Here is a 20738-nt window from a genome sequence, read left to right as displayed (position 1 = left end):
TTACCTCACAGATACTTTTTCTAACGTTCGAAGAAAGCGATCATTCGTTTCAAATACTTCCTGCGCTTGTTCCACGGTTACTTCACGAAAGTGGATCGTACAGCCTGGCATCGCTTGCGCTAAGTACGGAATATCGCTTGAGATTACCGTAGCAATACGCGAATACCCACCTGTCGTTTGCCGATCTGACATTAAAATAATCGGATCACCATTTGCCGGAACCTGAATCCCTCCAAGCGGAATCGCTTCTGAAATAATATCCGCAGACGTTGCGTGCTCCACCTTTTCCCCTTTTAAGCGAAAGCCCATGCGATCGGACTGAGGCGTTACCTCATATGGGGTAGAAAGGAATGTGTCAATCCCCTCTTCCGTAAATGCATGCTGATGCGGTCCAAGTACGACTCGGACGGTTAATTCTTTTTTATAAGAAGGAACTTCATCCGGATGAAGAGCACGTCCGCTAATTCCTTTTATCTTTCCAGAAGTTTGAAGGACATCCCCTTTTACAAGCGCGCGTCCTTCAATGCCACCAATTCCAGCTTTCAAATAGGTCGACTTACTTCCCATCACAAGCGGTACCTCATAACCACCTGCGACACTAATATATGAACGAGCACCAGAGAGAGGTTGTCCAAACTCTAGACGATCGCCTTCTTTCACAGTAAAGCTTTTCCACATTGGCGCTTTTTCTCCGTTCACTTTCGGGGATAGATCACCACCGCAAATCGCAATCACAGCATCATCAAGCACATCGAAAGCTGGCCCCATAACGGTAATTTCAAGAACGGCTTCATCGCCTTTATTTCCTACGAGAAAGTTCGCCACATTCATTGAAAAAGGATCCATTGCACCGGAAACCACAATTCCGTATTGTTGATAGCCTTTTCTTCCGCTATCCTGGATGGTCGAAAGCAACCCAGATTTCCGAACTTTAAAAATTGGTTTAGACATGGGCGTTCACTCCAACCCGTTGAATACGAATTCCTTCATTTACTAATCGTTCTCTTAACTGTTGAACAAATTGCAGGGCTTCAGGCTCGTCCCCGTGCACACAAATCGTGTCCGCTTGAATCGCAATGTCTTCACCATTGACGGCTTTCACCTGCTGTTCATTGATCATGCGAATCACACGTTCAACCGCTTGATCGGCATTAAGAATCATGGCGTTCGGTTTAGATCGTGGTGTCAGCGTACCGTCAGGCTGATATGTTCGATCCGCGAAAACTTCCTGAGCAACTGTTAGTCCACTTTCTCTACCTGCCTTAATTAATTCGCTCCCCGCTAAACCATAGAGGATAAGCTCTGGGTTCACTGCGTAGACAGCGTTTGCAATGGCTTTTGCAATAGCTGGGTCTTTCGCTGCTAGATTATAAAGTGCCCCATGTGGCTTCACATGTTGGACTTTTGTTTGGTGAACATTCGCCATACCCTGGATCGCTCCAATCTGATAAGCAACAAGGTTGAACACCTCATCAGGCGATAGCTTCATTTCCCGTCTGCCGAATCCTCCAAGGTCAGGAAATCCCGGATGTGCACCAATGCAAACGCCAAGCTCTTTCGCTACTGCCACTGTCTTCATCATGACATTGTGGTCGCCTGCATGATAACCGCAGGCAATGTTCGCTGATGAAATAAATTCGAGTACCTTCTCATCGTTTCCAATCTTGTAAGCACCAAAGCTTTCTCCTAAGTCGCTATTTAAATCAACCGACTTCATGAACGCTCACCTTCTTTTCTTCGGTTTCGACTTCATACTCTCCACGTTTGATCGCTTCTTTTATAGTTAAAAACTCTTCTTTACTAATCGGAACAAACCGCAAATAATGCCCTGACTCGAGTAAAATCGGTCGCTCTCCTGTAGGGTCATATAGTTTCACAGGGGTTTGTCCAATAAGTTGCCAGCCACCTGGTGATTCTAGCGGATAAACGCCCGTTTGAGCACCAGCAATACCAACAGATCCAGGCTCTATCTCAGCACGCGGATTTTCACGTCTCGGTGTCGCAATTTCTTCAGGCATGCCACCTAGATAAGGAAATCCAGGTACAAAGCCCATCATATAAATGAGATAATCTTTATTCGCGTGAATCGAGATCACGTCTTCTTCACTCAATCCATTGTGTTCCGCTACATACGCCAAATCTGAGCCGCCATAGTAGGTTGGAATGATATAAACAAGAGAAGCAGCATCTGCTTCTCTTCCATGTTGTTGTTCGTCTAACGCTTCTAGCTTTTCTTTTAATGCCTTGAAAGAAATTTTATTCGGAAGATAATAAATGGTTAAAGTGGTATACGCTGGAACCCATTCAACAACACCGTCAATCGGATGTTGCGCTAATTCATTGGCAAACATTCTAATTTTTTGATTCGTTTCTTCTGAAATCTCGGTCCCAAATACAAGCTGAATGCCTGTATCCCCGAGAGGATAATAATCAAGTTTCACACATGTTCCTCCTAACCATTAAGAAAAAAGCTGTGGTACTTTATCAATGAGCGTCACGATCGCTAAGTAAGCGGTAATCAGGAAGACAAATCCTCCAAAAATCGTGAGCCATAACGGATGTTTGTAGTCACCGACAATGGATTTTTTATAAGCGGCTACAAGAAGCGTTCCAAGTGCAACCGGCAAAATCAATCCGTTAAACGCACCGGCAAGGATTAATAACAGTACCGGCTTACCGATAAAGGCAAAAATGATGGTTGATACGGCAATAAAACCAATGGTTACACCAGAATGATGGCGATCCACTTTCTTCGATAACGTTCTAAGGAATGAAACGGATGTATACGCTGCGCCAACGACTGAGGTAATTCCTGCTGCCCACAAAACCACACCAAACATTTTATAGCCAATCGCACCGGCTGCTTGTTGGAAAACAGAAGCGGGTGGGTTAGCTGGGTCTAGTTTAAACCCTGTAGCGACAACACCTAACACCGCTAGGAATAAAAAGACGCGCATGATCGACGCAATTAAAATACCTGAAACCGAGCTTTTCGTTACCTGGTGTAAATTCTCTTTCCCTGAAATACCCGCATCAAGTAAACGGTGCCCACCAGCAAACGTGATATAGCCACCTACTGTTCCACCTACGAGTGTAATAATGGCAAAAACATCGATCTTATCTGGCGAGAATGTATGAACAATCGCATCGCCAACTGGTGGGTTACTTTGAAATGCAACGTACAATGTCAGTAAAATCATGATACCACCAAGAATTCGTGCGATTTTATCCATCGCTACCCCTGCTTCTTTCGAAAGGAAAATTCCAATTGTAATCACACCGGTAATCGCTGCGCCAATCCGTGGATCAATGCCGAACAGCACGTTCATACCAAGTCCTGCCCCACCGACGTTACCGATATTAAAAGCCAGTCCACCAAGTGCGACTGCAAACGCGAGGAAATAACCGAGTCCAGGAACAACCATGTTCGCAATGTCCTGTCCTTTTCTCTTAGAGACAGCAATAATTCGCCAAATGTTCGCTTGAACCCCAATATCTAATATAATTGACATTAAAATCACAAATCCAAAACTTGCGAGTAGCTGCTCAGTAAAAACTGCCGTTTGTGTTAAAAAGCCTGGTCCGATAGCCGATGAGCCCATTAAGAAGGCTGCACCTAGTATGACACCCCATTTGCTTTTCGTTGGGCCATTCTCCAGCTCTGTTGGCTTTTGCTTTTCAATACCCATCAAATTCCCCCTTTTTCTATATGATTCATTCTTTACATGAATCGATGCGTTTTTTCTCTTACCTCTACGATATCACGTAATTTTCAGATAATTTTATAAGATTCCGCACAAAAAAACCGCCCATTTCGGGCGATTTCGCTCATGTTATCTCATATTTATCAATTCTCCGCTGAAGGGCGTACCGGCTCATTCCTAATAGCTTACTTGCCTGCGTAATATTCCACTTCGCTTCTTGAATGGCTTTTTCGATGTATTTCTTTTCAATCGCTTCAATATGATCTTCTAATGAAAATTGCTCATCAAAGACGACGTCATCGACTGATTTAGCACCTTCCACGTTTCCCTCAACAGGATTTAGAAAATCAAAGTGATAAGCCGCAAGCTCTTTTTCCTGATGAAGAATCGCGATTCGTTCAATCGTGTTTTTCAGCTCTCTAACATTCCCCGGCCAGTGATAACTTACTAAACGCTTTTTCGCATCAGCTCGTAATGAAGGTGTTTCTTTTCTCATTTGCTGACAGAATTCATAAAGAAAATGCTCCGTTAGCATGATAATGTCATCGCCACGCTCACGTAAAGGTGTTAACTTTACCGGGACAACGTTTAAGCGATAGTAGAGGTCCGATCGAAATTTCTTCTCTTGGATCATTTCCTCAAGCGAACGATTGGTGGCAGCAATGACGCGCACATCGATCTCAATATCATGCACACTGCCAAGACGCTTGATCTTTTTATCTTCAAGAAAACGTAGAAGCTTTACTTGAATATCGAGTGAAAGATCTCCTATTTCATCAAGAAACAAGGTTCCTCCATCTGCCCACTCCATTAAGCCAACTTTCGGATTCGCTTGCTCCGTCGCGTTATTCTTTTCTCGACCGAAAAGCTCAATTTCAATTGAGTCCGCTGGAATGCTGGCGCAATTCACAGCGACAAACGGTCCATCATGACGCTTACTTTGCTGATGAATGCTTCTTGCCACAAGCTCCTTGCCGGTACCTGTTTCACCACGAACTAAAACCGTTGTATTATTACTTTCTGAGATTAAGGAAATTTTATCTTTTAACTCATGCATTTGCTTACTTTCACCGATCATCTGAACAAGTTTCGTCCGTCGCTCTTCCTCACGGTAACGCTCGACTTCCTTCTCAAGATGGTGCTGTTTAATCCATTTCTGAAGAATGATCTTCAGTTCTTCTAACTCAAAAGGCTTCGTTAGATAATCAAAGGCACCTTCTTTAATCGAGCGAACAGCCGTTTTCGCATCTCCATAGGCCGTTAACATCATCACGGCCATCTCAGGATAGCGTTCTCGAAATTCATGGAGCGAATCAAGTCCATTTCCATCAGGCAGGCGAATATCCAATAGTAGGACATGCGGACTAAATTCTTCAAGCATGTGCCAGCCCTCTTCAAGCGTTGCTGCTGCCCTCACATCGTATCCTTCGTCTTCTAGAAACATTTGGAGCGTGAGACGAAGCGTCGTTTCATCATCAATAATGCCTACTTTCACAGCCATTTATTTCTCCTCCCTTCCTATTGGAAATGTGATTGAAAACTCTGTTCCTTTTCCTTTTATACTATTGACATCAATTTCCCCATTGTTTTGAACAACCAATTGATGAACAATCGATAATCCAAGTCCCGTTCCCTCTGCACGCGTTGTATAAAATGGATCAAAAATCTTCTCCATCACGGCATCCTCCATTCCCACACCTGTGTCAGAGATCAAAATCGTCACATCATCATCTCGTTGGAAACTTGATAGAATCAGCTCTCCTCCATCGGGCATCGCATTCATTCCATTTAGAATGAGATTTAAAAGGATTTGACGAAGATGATCGCGATCCACGAAGATTTCCGTGTTGTTTTCGATATGATGAAGAACCACCTTCTTATCATCCGCGATCGTTTTCATGAGCAACACAAGTGAATGCAGAGTATCGTCAACTTTTAACAAAGAAGGATTCGTTTCCATTGGCCTTGAAAACTGCAAAATATTCGTGATGATCTTATTCACCCGATCAATGTCCAGCAGCATATTTTCCGTTAAAATCAGCTGATCCTTCGTTAGCTCAAGTCTGCGAGTTAACAATTCCGTCGTCGTTTTAATACCCGCAAGTGGGTTACGAATTTCATGGGCAATACCAGAAGCCATCTCACCTAACGAAGCAAGTCGAGACATTCGTTCCACGCGCTGCTCTAATTTTCGACGATGCGTGATGTCTTCAAATGTAATAATGGAACGCTGCTTTTCTGACGTTCCGAGTACTTTATAGCTCACCGCATAAAAAACTTTCTCTTCCTTCCGCTTATGATCCCAAATTTCCTCGCTTCTTCTTTTCGTTTCATGAATCGTTAGCTTGCCAAGCCGTTCCTTTAAAAGCGGATCTTCGTTCATCATCGTTTGAGCCGCTTCATTATAAACAGAATCAGCCCCTTCAATCACAAGCACCATGCCAACATGAACGCTATTTAAAATCGTCTCATTCAACTTCTTGATTTTATCGATTTGCGCGTTCCGTTCATCAAGCGTTTCCACCATATCTTTCAATGACGATGACAAAACCCCGATCTCATCTTTTCGGTTATCTATGTCAACGCCGTTCGTTCGCTCACCTAACGCAATTTTTTTACAAAAAGCGGCTAAATTCTTAATCGGTTTTGAAAGGTGGTAAGAAAGAATAATCGTAAATTGTACCGCAATGACACCCGTAAAAATACTAATAAGTAGCGTGTACTTTTGAATATTAGGCAATGAGCCTGAATAAAAAGAGAACGTCATTGGATGATACAGCGTCCAGCCCCATTGTTCGATTTGTTTCGTTAGAACGGTTCTCTCCGTAAAAATGCTCGTCTTTGCCTCTCCATTGTACCAATCAAGTTCACTTGCTTGAACGACTTCACCTTCTGTTGAAAGCGTTCCGTCTGCCTCTTCTACATATAAACCTTTCGTTTCATTGATCATCATTTTGATGAGTGACTTTGCCTCTTCTTCACTGATCATCCCGCTATTCACACGATTCTCAAGCTTCGTTGCATACCGGTCGAGACTCGTTAAGTGTTCTTGGACCGTTGCCTGCTTCAACTGCTTTTCTGATTGGTAGCTTGACCACATGGAAACGGCACCAATAATAAAGATCGGGATGAGGACAATAATTAAAAACGGCACTAAAATTTTTCGTTCAATGGAATGACGCATTTAAACGCCCCCTTCCTTTTAGAAAGAAAAGAATGCCTGCAATGATAAGCGAAGGGAGAACTGGATGATACACTGGCTGTAACGCATTTGGGATAAGGAGGAAAGCCAGTATATACGTAATTAACCCACCAAATGTTGAGAGAAGTGCTTGACGATGATTAACGTTCGTATAGAGACCTCCATACAGCGGAAAGAACAAGGACACAGCAATAATCCCCCAAATGTGACCACTAAATTGGACAATCCCCTGTGGGGGTGTAAAGGCAATCACAAGAGAAAAGGTGGCAAAGATAAAAATCATCCACCTTGTCCATGAAATGACTTTAAGATCAAGGGCTTTCTTTTTTCGAATAGGAAGGGTGATATCATACACAAAACTCGTCGCCATAATCAGTAGCTGGGAATTTGCTGTCGAAATCGCCGCAGCGACAACGCTAATTAACAGCACTCCTTTTAACGGTGTTTCTAGTAAATATGCAATGATGAACGGATAGATTTCATCCGTGCTTGTGAATGGAACGTTTGGATCAAGAACTCGAGATCCAATCCCAATGACAAAGATGGAAAAGTAGATGAGCACGAGAAAAACAGTACTGGTGCCGACCATTTTTAGCGCAACCTGTTTAGAGCGTGAGGAAAGAATACGAACCGCATATTGGGGATTCGCCGCTACACCAAGGCCGAGCGAGAAGAACGCACTTACCAATGCCCAGAACGATAAGCCGCCTTCAGGAAAGAGCGCTAAATAAGAAGCGGATCCACTTTGATCTAGAGTGGAGAGACCTGTCGCAAGCTCTCTTATTCCTCCTATTTCTTTCACAATAAAAACGCCGCCTAAGATGGATCCAAAGAGAATTAAGCAAAAATGAAAAATATCGGTTCTTGCCACAGAGTGAAGACCGCCAAACGTCGTATAGAGAACAAAAAGATAAATTAAAAACACGCTAACCGTATAAGGAATGTCAAGCATCTGGCTAACCACAATCCCGAATCCTCGAATTTGGATCACAACATAGAGAAGGTAGCTCACGCTCAGAATGACACCGACCCAAATTTGAAGAAACTTTGAATCATAGCGGACAAGAAAAAATTCCGGAACGGTGACCACGTTATATGTATAAAGTTTGGAGGCTAGAAAAAATAACCCTATAATGCCAAGTAACCAGGCGATGGCAGTCGTCCAAATCACGGAGACTCCACCTTCATAAATCAATCCTGGCAATCCAAGTAAAGAGGCTGCACTAAACCAGGTTGCACAGAAAGAAGCCACACTTGGAAATAAAGGAAGGTTTCTTCCAGCTAGAAAGTAGCCCTTCAGTTCATCCGTTTTATCAAAACCATGCTTTCCTAGAATAAGAATGGCAATGGTATAAATGAGGAAAACGCTTAAATATAATAGTTCATCCATTTCGTCTCCCCTCCATTTTCTGTCTATTTCATTCGCACATTTTGTCTAGGTTTCATTATATACAAAATCACTTGTATGAACCAGGCGGCACTTCTCCTAACCATAGCATAAAAAAGCCGCTTTCCTTTAAAGGACGCGACTTTTTGTCGATTGCGCCTTTGCTTCCTTTTCTAAAAGGAAACCATTCATTCTCACCGAGCACTTCAGCAGCTTATGAAAAACGATACGCTCATGATGGCAGGACGCACGCTTAACAATGATCCGTCCTCATTTGGGAGTGTCGTTAAAGAGCCCTCTGAAGAAGTGGCAGAAGCACTGATAAAAAAGGATCCTGCGGTGCGAGAGGGCATCATGAAGGCAAGCTGACCCCTTACACCGTTGCCCTCTATAACGATCATTTTCCACACATTAAAAGCAGACGCCGTATAGACGCCTGCTTTTAATTAGAAATATTGCACCATGTGCTCTTCGTTTAGAAACTGCCCCTGCACATAGAGCGCTTTCTCCTCAATATAAACGGTTTTAAAACCGAAACTCTTGTACAGATGCTTTGCTCGTTCATTCGTTGATACGACAGATACACTTAATTTAAGCAGCGCATCCTGGTTCTTTGCATAATCAATGACGCGAGATAGAAGCGCTCTCCCTACCCCTTTACCACGATATTTTGGAGTAACGTAGACAGCATATAGATCTGCTTTATGCCGAACCTTTATTCCAGACCCTCTAACGAACGTAATCACACCGATTAAAATTTCGTTATCAAAAGCGCCAAAAGTAGCACCTGATTCCATGTTTCTCGCTGTGCTTTTGATCGGATCATCTTTTAAGATCGCCTCTTCGTAACTTGATGCGAACGCCTCAGGATTTTTTTTTAGTGCTTCTAAGCGAAGCTCCCAATAAGCTTCAGCATCATCTGCCTTTAACTGTCTGACTTCCATCTCTAACCTCCTAAACTAAATGAGTTCTTTCATAAAAGACTTACACTTCTCTGCAATTAATTCTTTATCATGATCGAGCGTTGCTACATGGTAACTATCATGTAATTCAATCACTTCTTTCTTTGTAGAAGCGATTTTTTCAAGAATCGTCGTTGAATTTTCTGGTGGCACGACATGATCCTCGATTGATTTAAAAATTAACGCTGGCATTTTAATAGAAGGAAGATCGCGTCGCGTTAGCTCTGTTAGCTTAAGAATCTCTTGAATGGACTTCGTCGGCGTCTTCTCATAAGCAAGTTCATCCACGCCTTCTGCTTTAATATCTGAACCAATCGCATCCAGGAAGCGCGGCTCTGTTTTTCCTCTCATTTGTTCCAGATCAGGCAAGTCAATGGCGGCATTAATCGGCATAATCCCTTTTACTTCCGGGTGCTGTTCAGCCAAATACAGCGTTAGCGTACCCCCCATTGATAGTCCAGTGATAAAGAGCGTATCACACCGTTCCTTCAACCATTGGTAGCCCTCTTCAACGGACTGGATCCACTCTTCATATGTACTCTGCTCCATATCCTCATAATGCGTACCATGTCCCTTTAATCTTGGGCCGCATACCGTATAGCCTTCCGAAGCCAGTTGTTCTCCGAGATACCGCATGCTTTGGGTGGAGCCTGTAAAACCATGAAGAACCAAAACGCCGACCTTATTTCCTTCAAAGTAAAATGGCTCGGCGCCTTGTTGAACAGTATATTTTTCCATTTTAATCCCTCCTAATGTTTTTTGTAATTCGTCAAGAAAACGCTTTATTCCTTTTAAGAAATGTGCGAATCGAGGTTTGAATCGACTCGTTAGGTGGAACATATTACCTGGATATACTTAACAGGAGGAATGAACCGTGTCACATCAAGTGGAGCAACATGATCCCGAGCAAAAACAGTCATTTATTCAACGTCTATTAGACCGAGGAATTTATAGATTAAAAGATAAACAGCTTTATGAATGCACAATGGAAGAATTAGAACGACTTGTTTATATGGTTGAGCTACCTTAACATCTCTAGTGGATACCCCTGGAGATTATTTTTGTGCATCTAGATATTCGTTTTCGACCACTCACTCGCCAGCATGCTATAGACCACGTGATCATAGAATTCTCCGTTTACAATTTCTACTTGTCTGAGAACACCTTCTTTCGTAAACCCTAGTCTTTCAGGAATGGCACGACTTTTTTTATTTTCCGCTGCCGCCCGTATCTCAATCCGATTTAATCCCATTTCATTAAATCCTAAATGAATGATTCCCCGGCACGCCTCGGTCACAATCCCTTTTCGCTGGAATTTCTCACTTAGCCAGTAGCCTATCGTTGCGTACTGATGGGTACGATTCACTTCATTAAACCCCACGGTTCCTGCAAGCTCACCTTTATAAAACATGCCGAGCGTCTTCGGATACCCACCTGTTTCACTAACGCCTTTTAACGTACTTTGGATAAAATCACGGGAAGACTCAACATCCGTATTGTAATCCACCCATGCGAGCCACTTTTTCAAGTGACCTCTTGATTCATCGATGAGTTGATAGAGTGCTTCTGCATCGTCAATTGTGTACATTCTTAAATAGAGATCCTGGTTAATTTGATAAGTAAACATCTGTCTATTCTCCTCTTTTAGCTCCTATGAATTGAGTCACAACGTGAGCAAAGTGATCCGCTTCCTCATCGTGTGGGGTATGTCCGCTGTTTGCAAAATGATAGATTGCACCATTTTCGACAAATTGGTTAAACGCTTTGATTTGCTCTTCTGACGTAACGGGATCGTGTTCACCCGTTAATAAGAGAGTTGGCATCGTTAGTTTTGAAAGGCTCGGAATCAAGGAATGAAAAATAGCCCCTTCTTCTCTTAGAAGATCATAGTGAACCTCAGATTTATCATAGAGCTCATCCCATTTCGCCTCACTATAGTAGCTATAATCGGTAGGATTACTCGTATTATGAATGTAAATCTCCATTCGATTCTCTTCCAATTCATCACTATACGAAGCATAAAGCTCCGCCAACTCTCGATCTTTAATACGAGAATCATAAGCAATCTCTAAACTTTCCCTAGCTTTTTCTTGTTTTCCATATTTGTTTAAGAGAACACTCGTTTTTTTCAACAAGCTTCTTGAAGTTAATGTAAAATCAAACGTTGGGCATTCAAGTAGCAAATGGGCGATCGATCCAGGATAGAGACTGGCATAAAGAACGCCAAGATATCCCCCAAACGAGTGACCAAGTACTGACCAGGATTCAAGGTGAAAATGCTCTCGAATCGCCTCACAGTCTTCTATCAGATCCATCAAGCTAAACTCTTCTTCGTTAGTGATTCCCTCTGAACGACAAACGCCTCGTTGATCAATCGCAATGATTCTAAACTTCTCTTTCAGTCGGTCCGTTTGATGGTAAGAGAAATCAAAACAGCTCTCCCCAGGTCCCCCATGTAAATAAAGAAGAGGAGGATGATGTCTCGAGCCGTGCTCTTCAATATATAACGCTTTGTCTCGTATCGTTATAAGTGTTCCGTTATGCACCTTCATTCACCTCTAAGTTATCAGCCTTCTTTTAATCATGCGAATTTGTCCACGATGACTAATTTCATCTTCCATCACATGGAACCATTTAAAATAATGATTCGCCTTTTCATCCCAGCCGTATGGCGTCACTTTTTCAAGCCATACGTCGTCTTTCTCCCTTAACTCATCGAACGTTTTCGCACGAACGAGACTGAGCTCACTCCAATAAAAATCAAGATCACGCCCCCGAATCACCGCTCTCGCTTTTTCACCGAGATCAATGCCTGTTTCAAGTTCTTCCCACTCTGCGTCATTCAATTCCCGCTCTTGGAACGTCATGATTTGAAAGGCCTTTTCGATTGAAGAGATATGATGAAGAAGCATCCCAATGGAATTGCTCTTTTCGTCTAATTGGAAATCGAGCTGTTCGATTGTTAAACCTCTAATCGCTTCTTCGGTTGTCGATCTGGCATAATCCATCATTGAAACGAGTCGCCCGATCTCTGGCGTGAACCCTTCTTTACGCTCAATCATACAAAGCTGATGATTTAGCATCGTTCGACATCCTCCTTTCGAATGGATCTCCTTTATTCTTAACTACTTTCCATAGGAGAGAAGGAAATCCCTTTATAGTTCCTTACTTTTCCAGAAAAAACCCTCGATTCTGTGTAGAATCGAGGGTTTTGTGCCTTTGGCCAATAAAATCTCGTTTTAGACAATATAATTAAATTTTGGACAATAAAAACGCAGTTTGGCCAATATATCCGAAATTTGGACAATAAACGGCGACGGCCGTCCTCCCGCCATCGCCTCAACCAAAGCATTACTGCATTTCAGCGAAAACGTCTTTCACTTTGCCTGTAATATCGTGACTTGATGCTCCTTCGACCATCATTGCGACAAGTAAGTCTTTCTTATCCGTATTATACGCGACAAATAACCCATTTTCTGGACCTTCTTCTTCACCTGCCGCCTTTAACTCGGCCGTTCCTGTCTTACCAGCAAGAGAAATCCCCTTCACTACAGGATTATAAGCCGTGCCCTCCGGATCGGATACCACCTTCGCAAGATCAGCGCTCACAATCGAGGCAATTTCAGGTGAGATCACTTCATACTCCTCCGCTGACTCGCCCTCTCTCACTCGAAGCGTTGGCTTCAGCATCACGCCATCGTTCGCAAACGTCGTATACGTCATCGCAAGCTGATAAGGGGAAATCTGTAGCTCCCCCTGTCCGTAGCCAGAGTCAGCTAAAAGAATGTCATTTTCAGCGAGGCCACCGTTTGAGATCGATGAGTTTTCAGTTGGAAAAGGAAATTCGACTTCCTGCCCAATTTGGAACGATTCCAATCCTTTTTGGAACTTTTCAGCACCAAGATTAAGCGCTTTTCGTGCAAAATAAATATTATCCGAATGCATAAGCGCTTCTTCAAGTGTGACCTCAGGATCTGCTGGCTTTACGCGCGTCACTTTATATCCGCCCCAGCTTGAATCAGCCCCCCACTTCAAGCCATCAATTTTCTCAACGGCATTCGGATCTAAATCACCATCCCGAAGTGCGATTGAAGCAGTAAGTGGCTTAATCGTTGATCCAGGCGAATACGTTTTATTGAACTTCGCTGAGAAGGGGCGATTTTCATTATCAGCCAACTTCGCATATTCACCTTCATCGAAGCCAAGTGTAAAATCATTTGGATTATAGGAGGGTGAGCTTGTTAACGCAAGCGTCTCACCCGTCTTCGGATGAAGAGCGACCGCTGTTCCAGGAGCCTTTCCTAGCTCTTCAAATAACTTATTTTGAATCGCGCCATCAATCGTAACCTGGATGTTCTCGCCATCCACTTTCTCTTTACTAGCAATTACTTTCGCAGGATCGGCTCCTTTTACTTCAATGGACCAACCGGTTACTCCGTGCAGTTCCTCTTCATACACTTGTTCTAATCCAGCTTTTCCAATGCTTTCATAACTGGAATATCCTTTTTCAGCATACTTCTCAAGATCTTCTTTCTGCATTTGTCGAATGTAGCCTGTTAAATGAGCTGCACTTTCACCAAAAGGATAAATTCTTTTGGTTGTATCGTTAATCTGAACGCCAGTAATCTCACGTGCACCATCAATCAGTTCTTCCTCTGATTCCAACACGCTTTTCAGTGGGACGAATTGAGATGGATCAGCCTGAACCCATCCCTGGTTCAGTTGCTTTTCAATCTCCTCTACGCTAAGCTTTAACGTCTCACTAAGCTCTTTCACAATGTTTTCTTGATCTGACTCAATCGCTTGTGGCACAATACCAATTTGTTTCACGGTACCATTAACCGCTAATCCATCGCCATTTCGATCGGTAATTTCACCACGCACTGGTGTAGCAGAGCGAATAGCCACCTCATCGCCTTCTTCTAATTCTTTAAAAATAAACGAAGGATTCCAATTTACGCCAAAAGAATCAGCATCTTCTCCTTCGGTCAAGGTAAGTGTTGCTTCGTTATCAAACGAAACTTCCCCTGCTAGTGTCTGCATGGACACTGAAAAAGGAAATGTCACTTCTCCTTCATCATTTGGCTCAGGTTCTTCTTCAGGTTTCTTAAAAGTAACGTTTAAATCCTTAACTTCCACATCTCCATAAATGGATTTATACCGCTCAACGAACTCATCTTCCGAAATCGATTTTTGTGAAGCTGGAGATAATTGCTCATACATGCTACTAAACTCTTGTTTGTTCCAGTTTTTCACGTATGTATCAAATGCATCAACGGCTGATGGTTGATCCGAACAGCCTGCAAGAAGCAGCAAAAAGAGCCCCATGGCTATGATAGATTTTAGTTTCACTCTCGGTCCCTCTTTTTCAATTATTTTCCTACTATTATAAAAGACTTTAAGACAAGAAGGAAGAGATACGGGTTATCCTTTAAAAGCGTAAGTGCGACTTCCTTTGACATTTGTTTTCACGCGAAACACTCCGCCAGCATACGGAAACTGCTTCAGATCTTCTTCACTCGTATTTGTTCGTGCTGTTGTAATGTAAAGCTCATTTCGCTCTTTCCCACCAAATACGCATGACGTCACATTCACAGCCGGTACGTCAACTTCTAGCAATCTTTCACCGGTGTCCGGGTTCCAGCGGGTAACCTTTGAACCGCCCCAATGCGCAATCCATAAATTTCCCTCTTCATCACTCGTCATTCCATCCGGCATGCCTTCCCCATCAGGAATCGTAATCACTTCAACAGGATTCCGAATATCACCTGTGGAAAGATCGTAGTCATAGCGAACGACCTTTTTCGTAGGCGTATCTATAAAATACATGTATCGTGTATCCGGAGACCAAGCAAGCCCATTAGACGTACTCACATGATCCACTTTTTTCGTCACTTCAAGGTTTTCATTAAGGCAATAGAGCGCGCCTTCACCCTTTAATCCTTCCAAATGCATCGTACCCGCCCAGAAGCGTCCGGCCGGATCACATTTTCCATCATTAAACCGATTATCAGGCAAGTGACTTTCTGGATCTGTAATCGGCTCGACATTCTCTGTTGAGAGATTCATCGCGTAGAACCCGCCAGCCATCGCCATCACAAGGCCACCAGCTTCACGTGGTGCAATCGTCCCAACCATTTGCTCCTGCTTCATTTCAATATTGCCAGCTGTCATCGGGTTGTAGGCATGGACCTTCTTTCCTTCGATATCAACCCAATAAAGAAGCTGACTCTGATCATCCCAGCAAGGTCCTTCCCCGAGTATTGCGCGTGCATCAATGACTAGTTTTGCTTCCATAAATTGTACCTCCTGATTAGTGAATCTTCTATTCTCTCTACTTTAACGTTTAATAAGAAAAGGGTCCACCTTCTATAAGTTAGAAGGGAACCCATGTCATCCTTAAATTAAAAATGGATTGGCTAAATCTGTCCACTGGTATTTTTGTCCCCAGCTCTCTTTTGCCAATGTTGTCACGCGATCGATGATTTCCTTTGGAATCGCTTCAAGATCTCCCATTTCATTTGGATTGTAATGATACGCATACACACGAGATAAAAACTGATCAAATGGAAGGGAAGCTTCGCCTTCCTCTTCCCCGTGATTTCGGACCGTTGACTTAATCCCTTGTCCCCAATCCTGACCGCTATCGTTGTTCGGATTATAAAAGTAGACTCTCGTTTCACCAGACGCATCTGCAACGATGCGCTGAATGCTAATCGCATGAAGACCAAGTAAATCGGCATTTGCCGTCGTTACGAAGATTCCAACTGGATTCGGGTAAATCAGCTGATGTCCTTCATTGTAATCCGGGTGATGTGTTGCATAAAAAAGTCGGGCAAACTGCTCATAATTTGTCACGGCTCCCGTTACGGGATTAATCACTGACGAAAACTCTTTTGAAATCCATTGCCCATAAAACTCTGGGTTCACAAATTTATGTCCATCTTCACCACGTAGAGCACTTCGCTTCATCATTTCGTCGTATACGCGGTCCAGATGGGGAACGAGAATCAGCGAAACGGCATCAAGTTCTTTATGAAGATCTGGGGCAAGTCCTCCCGCGATAAGAGACGAATTAATTTCAGCGCCTTCGAATGAGATATCAATTTCTCCGTCTCGACACGCTCTTGCTACAAGTTCAAGCAAAAAGCCAGGATCATGCTGTGACCAGAGGCTGATGCCTCTCGCAGATTGACAAGTCGGGTTCATTCCCTGTCCAATACCAAGCGGTTGCCCCAATACGCTTAAAAGTCCTGATAATAGAATTCCTACCGGTGTGATGTCCGCTGGATTGTCCCGTGATGCGAGTAAATCCTTTTCGACTTCTGGAAGCATCTCAATTTCGATCATACGTTCAAGTCCTGGGATCACAGGCGGAGAGGACAAAACGCCGCGCTCAAGCATGCGTGCAAGTCCGTAAAGCGACTGAGCTGTGACTGGATAGATTGCTAAAGAGTTGAGCTCTTTGACTAATGTAAAATGTTCATTTAAATTTGCTTCACCCTTTTCAGTCAACCCGAGCGTTAACACCAGCAATTGAGAAGCATCTTCTTCTGCAAGAAAACGCGCAAGATTTGCATGAACTGGCGAGACAAGCCCTGTATCGCGCATGACGTCTGCAAATCGTTCTGCTTCTAATTCTTTTTCCGTCTCAGATAGCGCATTAAACTGACTTTGGTAGTCAGCAAATTCAGGGTATTTCTTGCTCAGTTTTGTTGGTGCATGCACACTATCAAGATAACGCTGAATGCTTTCTCGTCCCTCCGGACTGATGTCGTCTGATGATAAGAGGTTTTCAGCATAACCGATCATTTCTTTAATTCGTTTTACCATAATTGGGCGCTGAGCAGTTAGTCGATCGATTTCATCCACAAACGTCGCTGAAAGGGATCCAAGCGACAGTTTTTCAGCTAAGAATTGAAATAAGATGATTCCTCTTCTTTGTTCCTGTCCCTGGTTAATTCTCGATTCCTCTGTTTCGGCTGGAAAAATCATATCAAGATTAAGAGACATTACTTTATTTAAAAAGGTGCGTGCTTGATCAGATGATACGTCTGGATGATTATACTCACCCTTTGCAATGGCAAGCATACGTAGCTCACTTAGAACTTCAAAGATCGAATAGTTTCCGTCTATTTTAAACGATCCACCTACAAGGGGCGGTTGTAATTTACGAGGTTCTTCCCACGGTCCACCTTCAAAAATGCCCGCTTGGTCATAATCACTTGCAAGCTGATAAAGTGACTCCAATTTATTCTGGTCAATGAGAACGGCAGCGTCTGATAACAATTCTTCTAACACAACTGGATTCTGACGGTTTTCCTTGAATGACTGAAGAGTCCTGACAAACTTTTGCTGTTCTGAATTAGAAAATGATGTTTCCATTTTCATACATCCCCCATTATTTACAAGATAGCTATTTGTTCCCCAATCCAGGAAAAGGAAACCCCTTCTAAGGACCTATTTATTTTCAATTAGTGAGCATTTCGCGGAATACTTGAGAATATCGCGGAATTATCATGATTTTCGCTGAATAAAAATAAATATCGCGGATATATTCCGAAATTCGCGGAAATATCCTTTTCTTACGCCGCAATAGGTCTATCCATGTGCAAATGCCACGCGCTCGCTTATAATAAGGACAAGCTAACCAAGGAGGGAATCACTTATGAAAAATACCATTGAACGACATAAAGAAACCTACCTAAAAGAGCTAGAAGAATTTTTGAAAATCCAAAGTATTTCAGCCGTTCGTGCTCACAAATCAGATGTAAAAAAAGGGGCGGAATGGGTAGCAAGCTCGCTTAAAAGCATGAATATGGAAAATGTTGAAGTCATCGAAACAGACGGTCATCCGATCGTCTACGCTGATTGGCTTCATGCAGAAGGGAAGCCGACGATTCTGATCTACGGCCATTATGACGTCCAGCCCGCTGATCCGCTTGATCTCTGGGAAACGCCTCCTTTTGAACCTGTTATTCGCGATAATAAGATTTATGCCCGTGGCGCAACAGACGATAAAGGGCAACTGTTTATTCATATTAAGGCGATAGAACTTTTGATGCAAGAAGATGGGAAGTTACCCGTTAATGTGAAGTTCTGTATTGAAGGGGAGGAAGAAATCGCGAGTCCTCATCTTGGACCATTTATTGAAGAAAACACCGATAAGCTCGCTGCTGACGCGGTTGTCATTTCAGATACGTCCTTTATTAAAGAAGGATTACCTGCCATTTGTACATCGCTACGTGGCGCCCTTGCAATGGAAGTGAACGTGAAAACAGCGAATACCGACCTTCATTCTGGCGTGTATGGTGGCGGTGTTCCAAACGCCGTTCATTCGCTTGTTCGTCTACTCGATAGCCTTCATCGAGAAGATGGCGGGATTGCGGTTGATGGTTTTTACGAAGGGGTGCCTGAACCAACAGAAGAATTAAGAGAAGAAATTGCCCGCATTCCTTCTGATGAAGAGGCAATGAAAAAAGAACTTGGATTAACTTCTTTATTTGGCGAAAAAGGGTTCACTTTTAAAGAGCAAACGGGAATTCGCCCAACACTTGAACTAAATGGAATTTCTGGTGGCTACCAAGGTGATGGCATTAAAACGATCGTACCATCGGAAGCAACAGGTAAAATTAGCTGTCGTCTTGTTGGTGATCAAAACCCTCAAGAAATCTATGAAAAAATTGAAAAGCACCTTCTCGACCATCAACCAGCAGGAACAACGATGACCGTGAATCAGTTTATTCAGGCCCGTCCTGTCTCACTTGATTCAAACGATCCGATGATTCAAAAAGCGGCCGATGCTTATGAAGAAGTATATGGCGTGCGTGCGCTCTTTCCTAAAGAAGGTGGTTCGATTCCCATCGTTGAAGTATTTGCGCGCGTTCTAGAAGCACCTGTTGTGCTCATGGGGTTCGGACTCCCTTCAGAGAATTTACATGCGCCAAATGAACATTTTCATATCGAAAATTTCACAAAAGGAATTGAAACGGTTTGTACGTATTTTAAATCGCTTTAATAGGAACTTCATTATGAAGATAAAAGAAGGCAAGCACTAGAATCATTGATCAACTGCTTGCCTTTTTTCTTAGTATATTTGCAGATCATTCATTTAAAAGAAGCAGCCATTCGTATCAGCTGCTTCCGTTGTTTTCTATGTGGTCTAAAAAAGACCTTTAAGCTCTTACCATCATATCGTCATACGTTTGATCTTTCGGAAGCACTTCTACTAGTATTTTTCTGACGCGACGCTCTTCCACTTGTTCGACGATAATTTTAAGATTTTCATAATAGAAGGAATCTCCATTTCTAGGAACTGTTCCGAGATTCTCAATGACCCATCCACCTATCGTGTGATAAGAACTTTCAGGTGTAGGCTCTTCCATTAAATCAAAGAAATCATCTAGCTGAAATTGAGCATCAAAACGATAGTTACGATCAGAGATCCGCTGCATGGTACTGAATTTCTCATCTTGCTCATCCCAGATTTCTCCTACAATCTCTTCTAGTACGTCTTCTAATGTCACAATTCCTGAAGTACCACCAAATTCATCCAGGACAATGGCCATGTGAACCTTTTCCTTTTGCAATTTTGGTAACAGAGAGGAAATTTTCATGGATTCTACCACAAACAGTGGCTCTCGAATTAATTCTTTAATATCAACCGTTTGATACTTAATTAAGTGAGTAAAAAATTCTTTCTCCGTTAAAATCCCAATTATATTATCAATACTATCTTGATAGACAGGAATTCTTGAAAACCTTTCTTCAAAAAAGATTTCTTTCATTTCTTCTACAGACTGTTCAATATCAATGGCCACAATGTCAATTCGCGGTGTTAAAACCTCACCTGCAAGCGTGTCGTCGAAATCCATCGATCGATGAATGAGGTCTCTTTCCTCTTTATCGATGACGCCCTCTTCTTCACTAATATCTAACATCACTTTTAACTCTTCTTCTGTCACAGATGGCATTGTGCTGTTTTTCGCAAAAAGACTTGATACCCACACTTTCAATTTAACAAAAAAGAAATTGAGAGGTGCAAGCAGCTTAATGAGAACATATAACACTGTTGCGATCATTAAGGAATAAGATTCTGCGTGTTCCTTTGCTAACGATTTAGGAAGTATTTCACCAAAAATTAAGATTAATATTGTCATGAACACCGTACTAACAACCAGCCCTGTGTTTCCGCCAAATAAATCAGTTGCTAAAGCAGCTGAAATACTTGCAGCAGCAATATTGACAATATTGTTTCCGATAAGAATCGTTGATAAGGCTTTATCAAAGTTTTCAGCAATGGCTAAAGCTCTTTTACTTCCACGCCTTCCTTCATCTGCGAAATTTCTCAACCTAATCTTGTTAACACTTGAATAGGCTGTTTCAGCTGATGAGAAAAAAGCAGATAACAGTATTAAGGAACCTAATAAAAGAATCGAATCCAGTGGTATATCATTCAAAAAATTTCACTCTCCTGAGTTGTT

19 protein-coding genes are annotated in these 20738 nt (G+C 42.6%); 3 read left to right on the top strand and 16 right to left on the bottom strand.

What is annotated here, in order from left to right:
• The 7 genes from PQ511_RS16650 to PQ511_RS16620 form a co-directional block, all read right to left on the bottom strand.
• A complete protein-coding gene (locus tag PQ511_RS16650) occupies positions 1 to 951 on the bottom strand; it encodes a 5-oxoprolinase subunit C family protein (RefSeq protein ID WP_273853038.1) in 951 nt (316 codons plus the stop codon).
• Positions 944 to 1717 (bottom strand): LamB/YcsF family protein, encoded by a 774-nt coding sequence (locus tag PQ511_RS16645; protein WP_273853037.1) that lies wholly within the window; start codon positions 1715 to 1717, stop codon positions 944 to 946. Before PQ511_RS16645 ends, PQ511_RS16650 begins: the two co-directional genes overlap by 8 nt.
• Positions 1704 to 2441 carry a 5-oxoprolinase subunit PxpB gene (gene pxpB / locus PQ511_RS16640; RefSeq protein WP_273853036.1) on the bottom strand — a complete coding sequence of 246 codons (738 nt, stop codon included), beginning with the start codon at positions 2439 to 2441 and terminating at the stop codon, positions 1704 to 1706. Before pxpB ends, PQ511_RS16645 begins: the two co-directional genes overlap by 14 nt.
• An 18-nt stretch (positions 2442 to 2459) precedes the next feature.
• A complete protein-coding gene (locus tag PQ511_RS16635; protein WP_273853035.1) occupies positions 2460 to 3689 on the bottom strand; it encodes an NRAMP family divalent metal transporter in 1230 nt (409 codons plus the stop codon).
• A 139-nt stretch (positions 3690 to 3828) separates the two neighbouring features.
• Positions 3829 to 5205, bottom strand: a complete 1377-nt coding sequence (locus PQ511_RS16630) for a sigma-54-dependent transcriptional regulator (protein WP_273853034.1) — start codon at positions 5203 to 5205, stop codon at positions 3829 to 3831.
• Complete coding sequence (locus PQ511_RS16625; protein WP_273853033.1) at positions 5206 to 6888, bottom strand: sensor histidine kinase; 1683 nt, start codon at positions 6886 to 6888, stop codon at positions 5206 to 5208.
• On the bottom strand, positions 6872 to 8296 hold the full coding sequence (locus tag PQ511_RS16620) for a sodium:solute symporter family protein (protein ID WP_273853032.1): 1425 nt from the start codon (positions 8294 to 8296) through the stop codon (positions 6872 to 6874). Before PQ511_RS16620 ends, PQ511_RS16625 begins: the two co-directional genes overlap by 17 nt.
• Before the next feature lie 213 nt (positions 8297 to 8509).
• On the opposite strand from PQ511_RS16620, the gene PQ511_RS16615 reads away from it, so the two are divergent.
• On the top strand, positions 8510 to 8662 hold the full coding sequence (locus PQ511_RS16615) for a YciI family protein (protein WP_273853031.1): 153 nt from the start codon (positions 8510 to 8512) through the stop codon (positions 8660 to 8662).
• Positions 8663 to 8739: 77 nt separating this feature from the next.
• Here PQ511_RS16615 and PQ511_RS16610 read toward each other — a convergent pair whose 3' ends face one another.
• Positions 8740 to 9237: a GNAT family N-acetyltransferase gene (locus tag PQ511_RS16610; protein WP_273853030.1), complete on the bottom strand. Its 498-nt coding sequence runs from the start codon at positions 9235 to 9237 to the stop codon at positions 8740 to 8742.
• A gap of 15 nt (positions 9238 to 9252) precedes the next feature.
• The gene (locus PQ511_RS16605; RefSeq protein WP_273853029.1) at positions 9253 to 9993 is read right to left on the bottom strand and encodes an alpha/beta hydrolase; all 741 of its coding nucleotides are present in this window, start codon (positions 9991 to 9993) and stop codon (positions 9253 to 9255) included.
• Between the two features lie 136 nt (positions 9994 to 10129).
• Between PQ511_RS16605 and PQ511_RS16600 the strand changes: the two genes are divergently transcribed.
• A complete protein-coding gene (locus tag PQ511_RS16600; RefSeq protein WP_273853028.1) occupies positions 10130 to 10285 on the top strand; it encodes a Fur-regulated basic protein FbpA in 156 nt (51 codons plus the stop codon).
• 39 nt (positions 10286 to 10324) lie between these two features.
• Here PQ511_RS16600 and PQ511_RS16595 read toward each other — a convergent pair whose 3' ends face one another.
• The 6 genes from PQ511_RS16595 to PQ511_RS16570 all read right to left on the bottom strand — a co-directional run bounded on the left by PQ511_RS16595 (position 10325) and on the right by PQ511_RS16570 (position 17640).
• On the bottom strand, positions 10325 to 10882 hold the full coding sequence (locus tag PQ511_RS16595) for a GNAT family N-acetyltransferase (protein WP_273853027.1): 558 nt from the start codon (positions 10880 to 10882) through the stop codon (positions 10325 to 10327).
• A gap of 4 nt (positions 10883 to 10886) precedes the next feature.
• Positions 10887 to 11801: an alpha/beta fold hydrolase gene (locus tag PQ511_RS16590; RefSeq protein ID WP_273853026.1), complete on the bottom strand. Its 915-nt coding sequence runs from the start codon at positions 11799 to 11801 to the stop codon at positions 10887 to 10889.
• A gap of 12 nt (positions 11802 to 11813) precedes the next feature.
• Positions 11814 to 12338, bottom strand: coding sequence for a DinB family protein (locus tag PQ511_RS16585; protein ID WP_273853025.1), 525 nt, complete (start codon positions 12336 to 12338; stop codon positions 11814 to 11816).
• A 268-nt stretch (positions 12339 to 12606) separates the two neighbouring features.
• Positions 12607 to 14607 carry a penicillin-binding transpeptidase domain-containing protein gene (locus PQ511_RS16580; protein ID WP_273853024.1) on the bottom strand — a complete coding sequence of 667 codons (2001 nt, stop codon included), beginning with the start codon at positions 14605 to 14607 and terminating at the stop codon, positions 12607 to 12609.
• A gap of 72 nt (positions 14608 to 14679) precedes the next feature.
• On the bottom strand, positions 14680 to 15552 hold the full coding sequence (locus PQ511_RS16575; protein WP_273853023.1) for an SMP-30/gluconolactonase/LRE family protein: 873 nt from the start codon (positions 15550 to 15552) through the stop codon (positions 14680 to 14682).
• 102 nt (positions 15553 to 15654) lie between these two features.
• Positions 15655 to 17640, bottom strand: coding sequence for a hypothetical protein (locus PQ511_RS16570; protein ID WP_273853022.1), 1986 nt, complete (start codon positions 17638 to 17640; stop codon positions 15655 to 15657).
• A gap of 283 nt (positions 17641 to 17923) precedes the next feature.
• On the opposite strand from PQ511_RS16570, the gene PQ511_RS16565 reads away from it, so the two are divergent.
• The gene (locus PQ511_RS16565) at positions 17924 to 19273 is read left to right on the top strand and encodes a dipeptidase (RefSeq protein ID WP_273853021.1); all 1350 of its coding nucleotides are present in this window, start codon (positions 17924 to 17926) and stop codon (positions 19271 to 19273) included.
• Between the two features lie 157 nt (positions 19274 to 19430).
• Here the strand turns inward: PQ511_RS16565 and PQ511_RS16560 are convergent, their stop codons facing one another.
• Positions 19431 to 20714 carry a hemolysin family protein gene (locus PQ511_RS16560; protein WP_273853020.1) on the bottom strand — a complete coding sequence of 428 codons (1284 nt, stop codon included), beginning with the start codon at positions 20712 to 20714 and terminating at the stop codon, positions 19431 to 19433.
• Positions 20715 to 20738 lie beyond the last annotated feature (24 nt).

It is taken from the genome of Guptibacillus spartinae (genome assembly GCF_028610625.1).
Classification (GTDB): Bacteria; Bacillota; Bacilli; order Bacillales; family Guptibacillaceae; genus Guptibacillus; species Guptibacillus spartinae.
The sequence above is the reverse complement of the archived record's forward strand: the minus strand, read 5'-3'. Positions and strand labels throughout refer to the sequence as shown.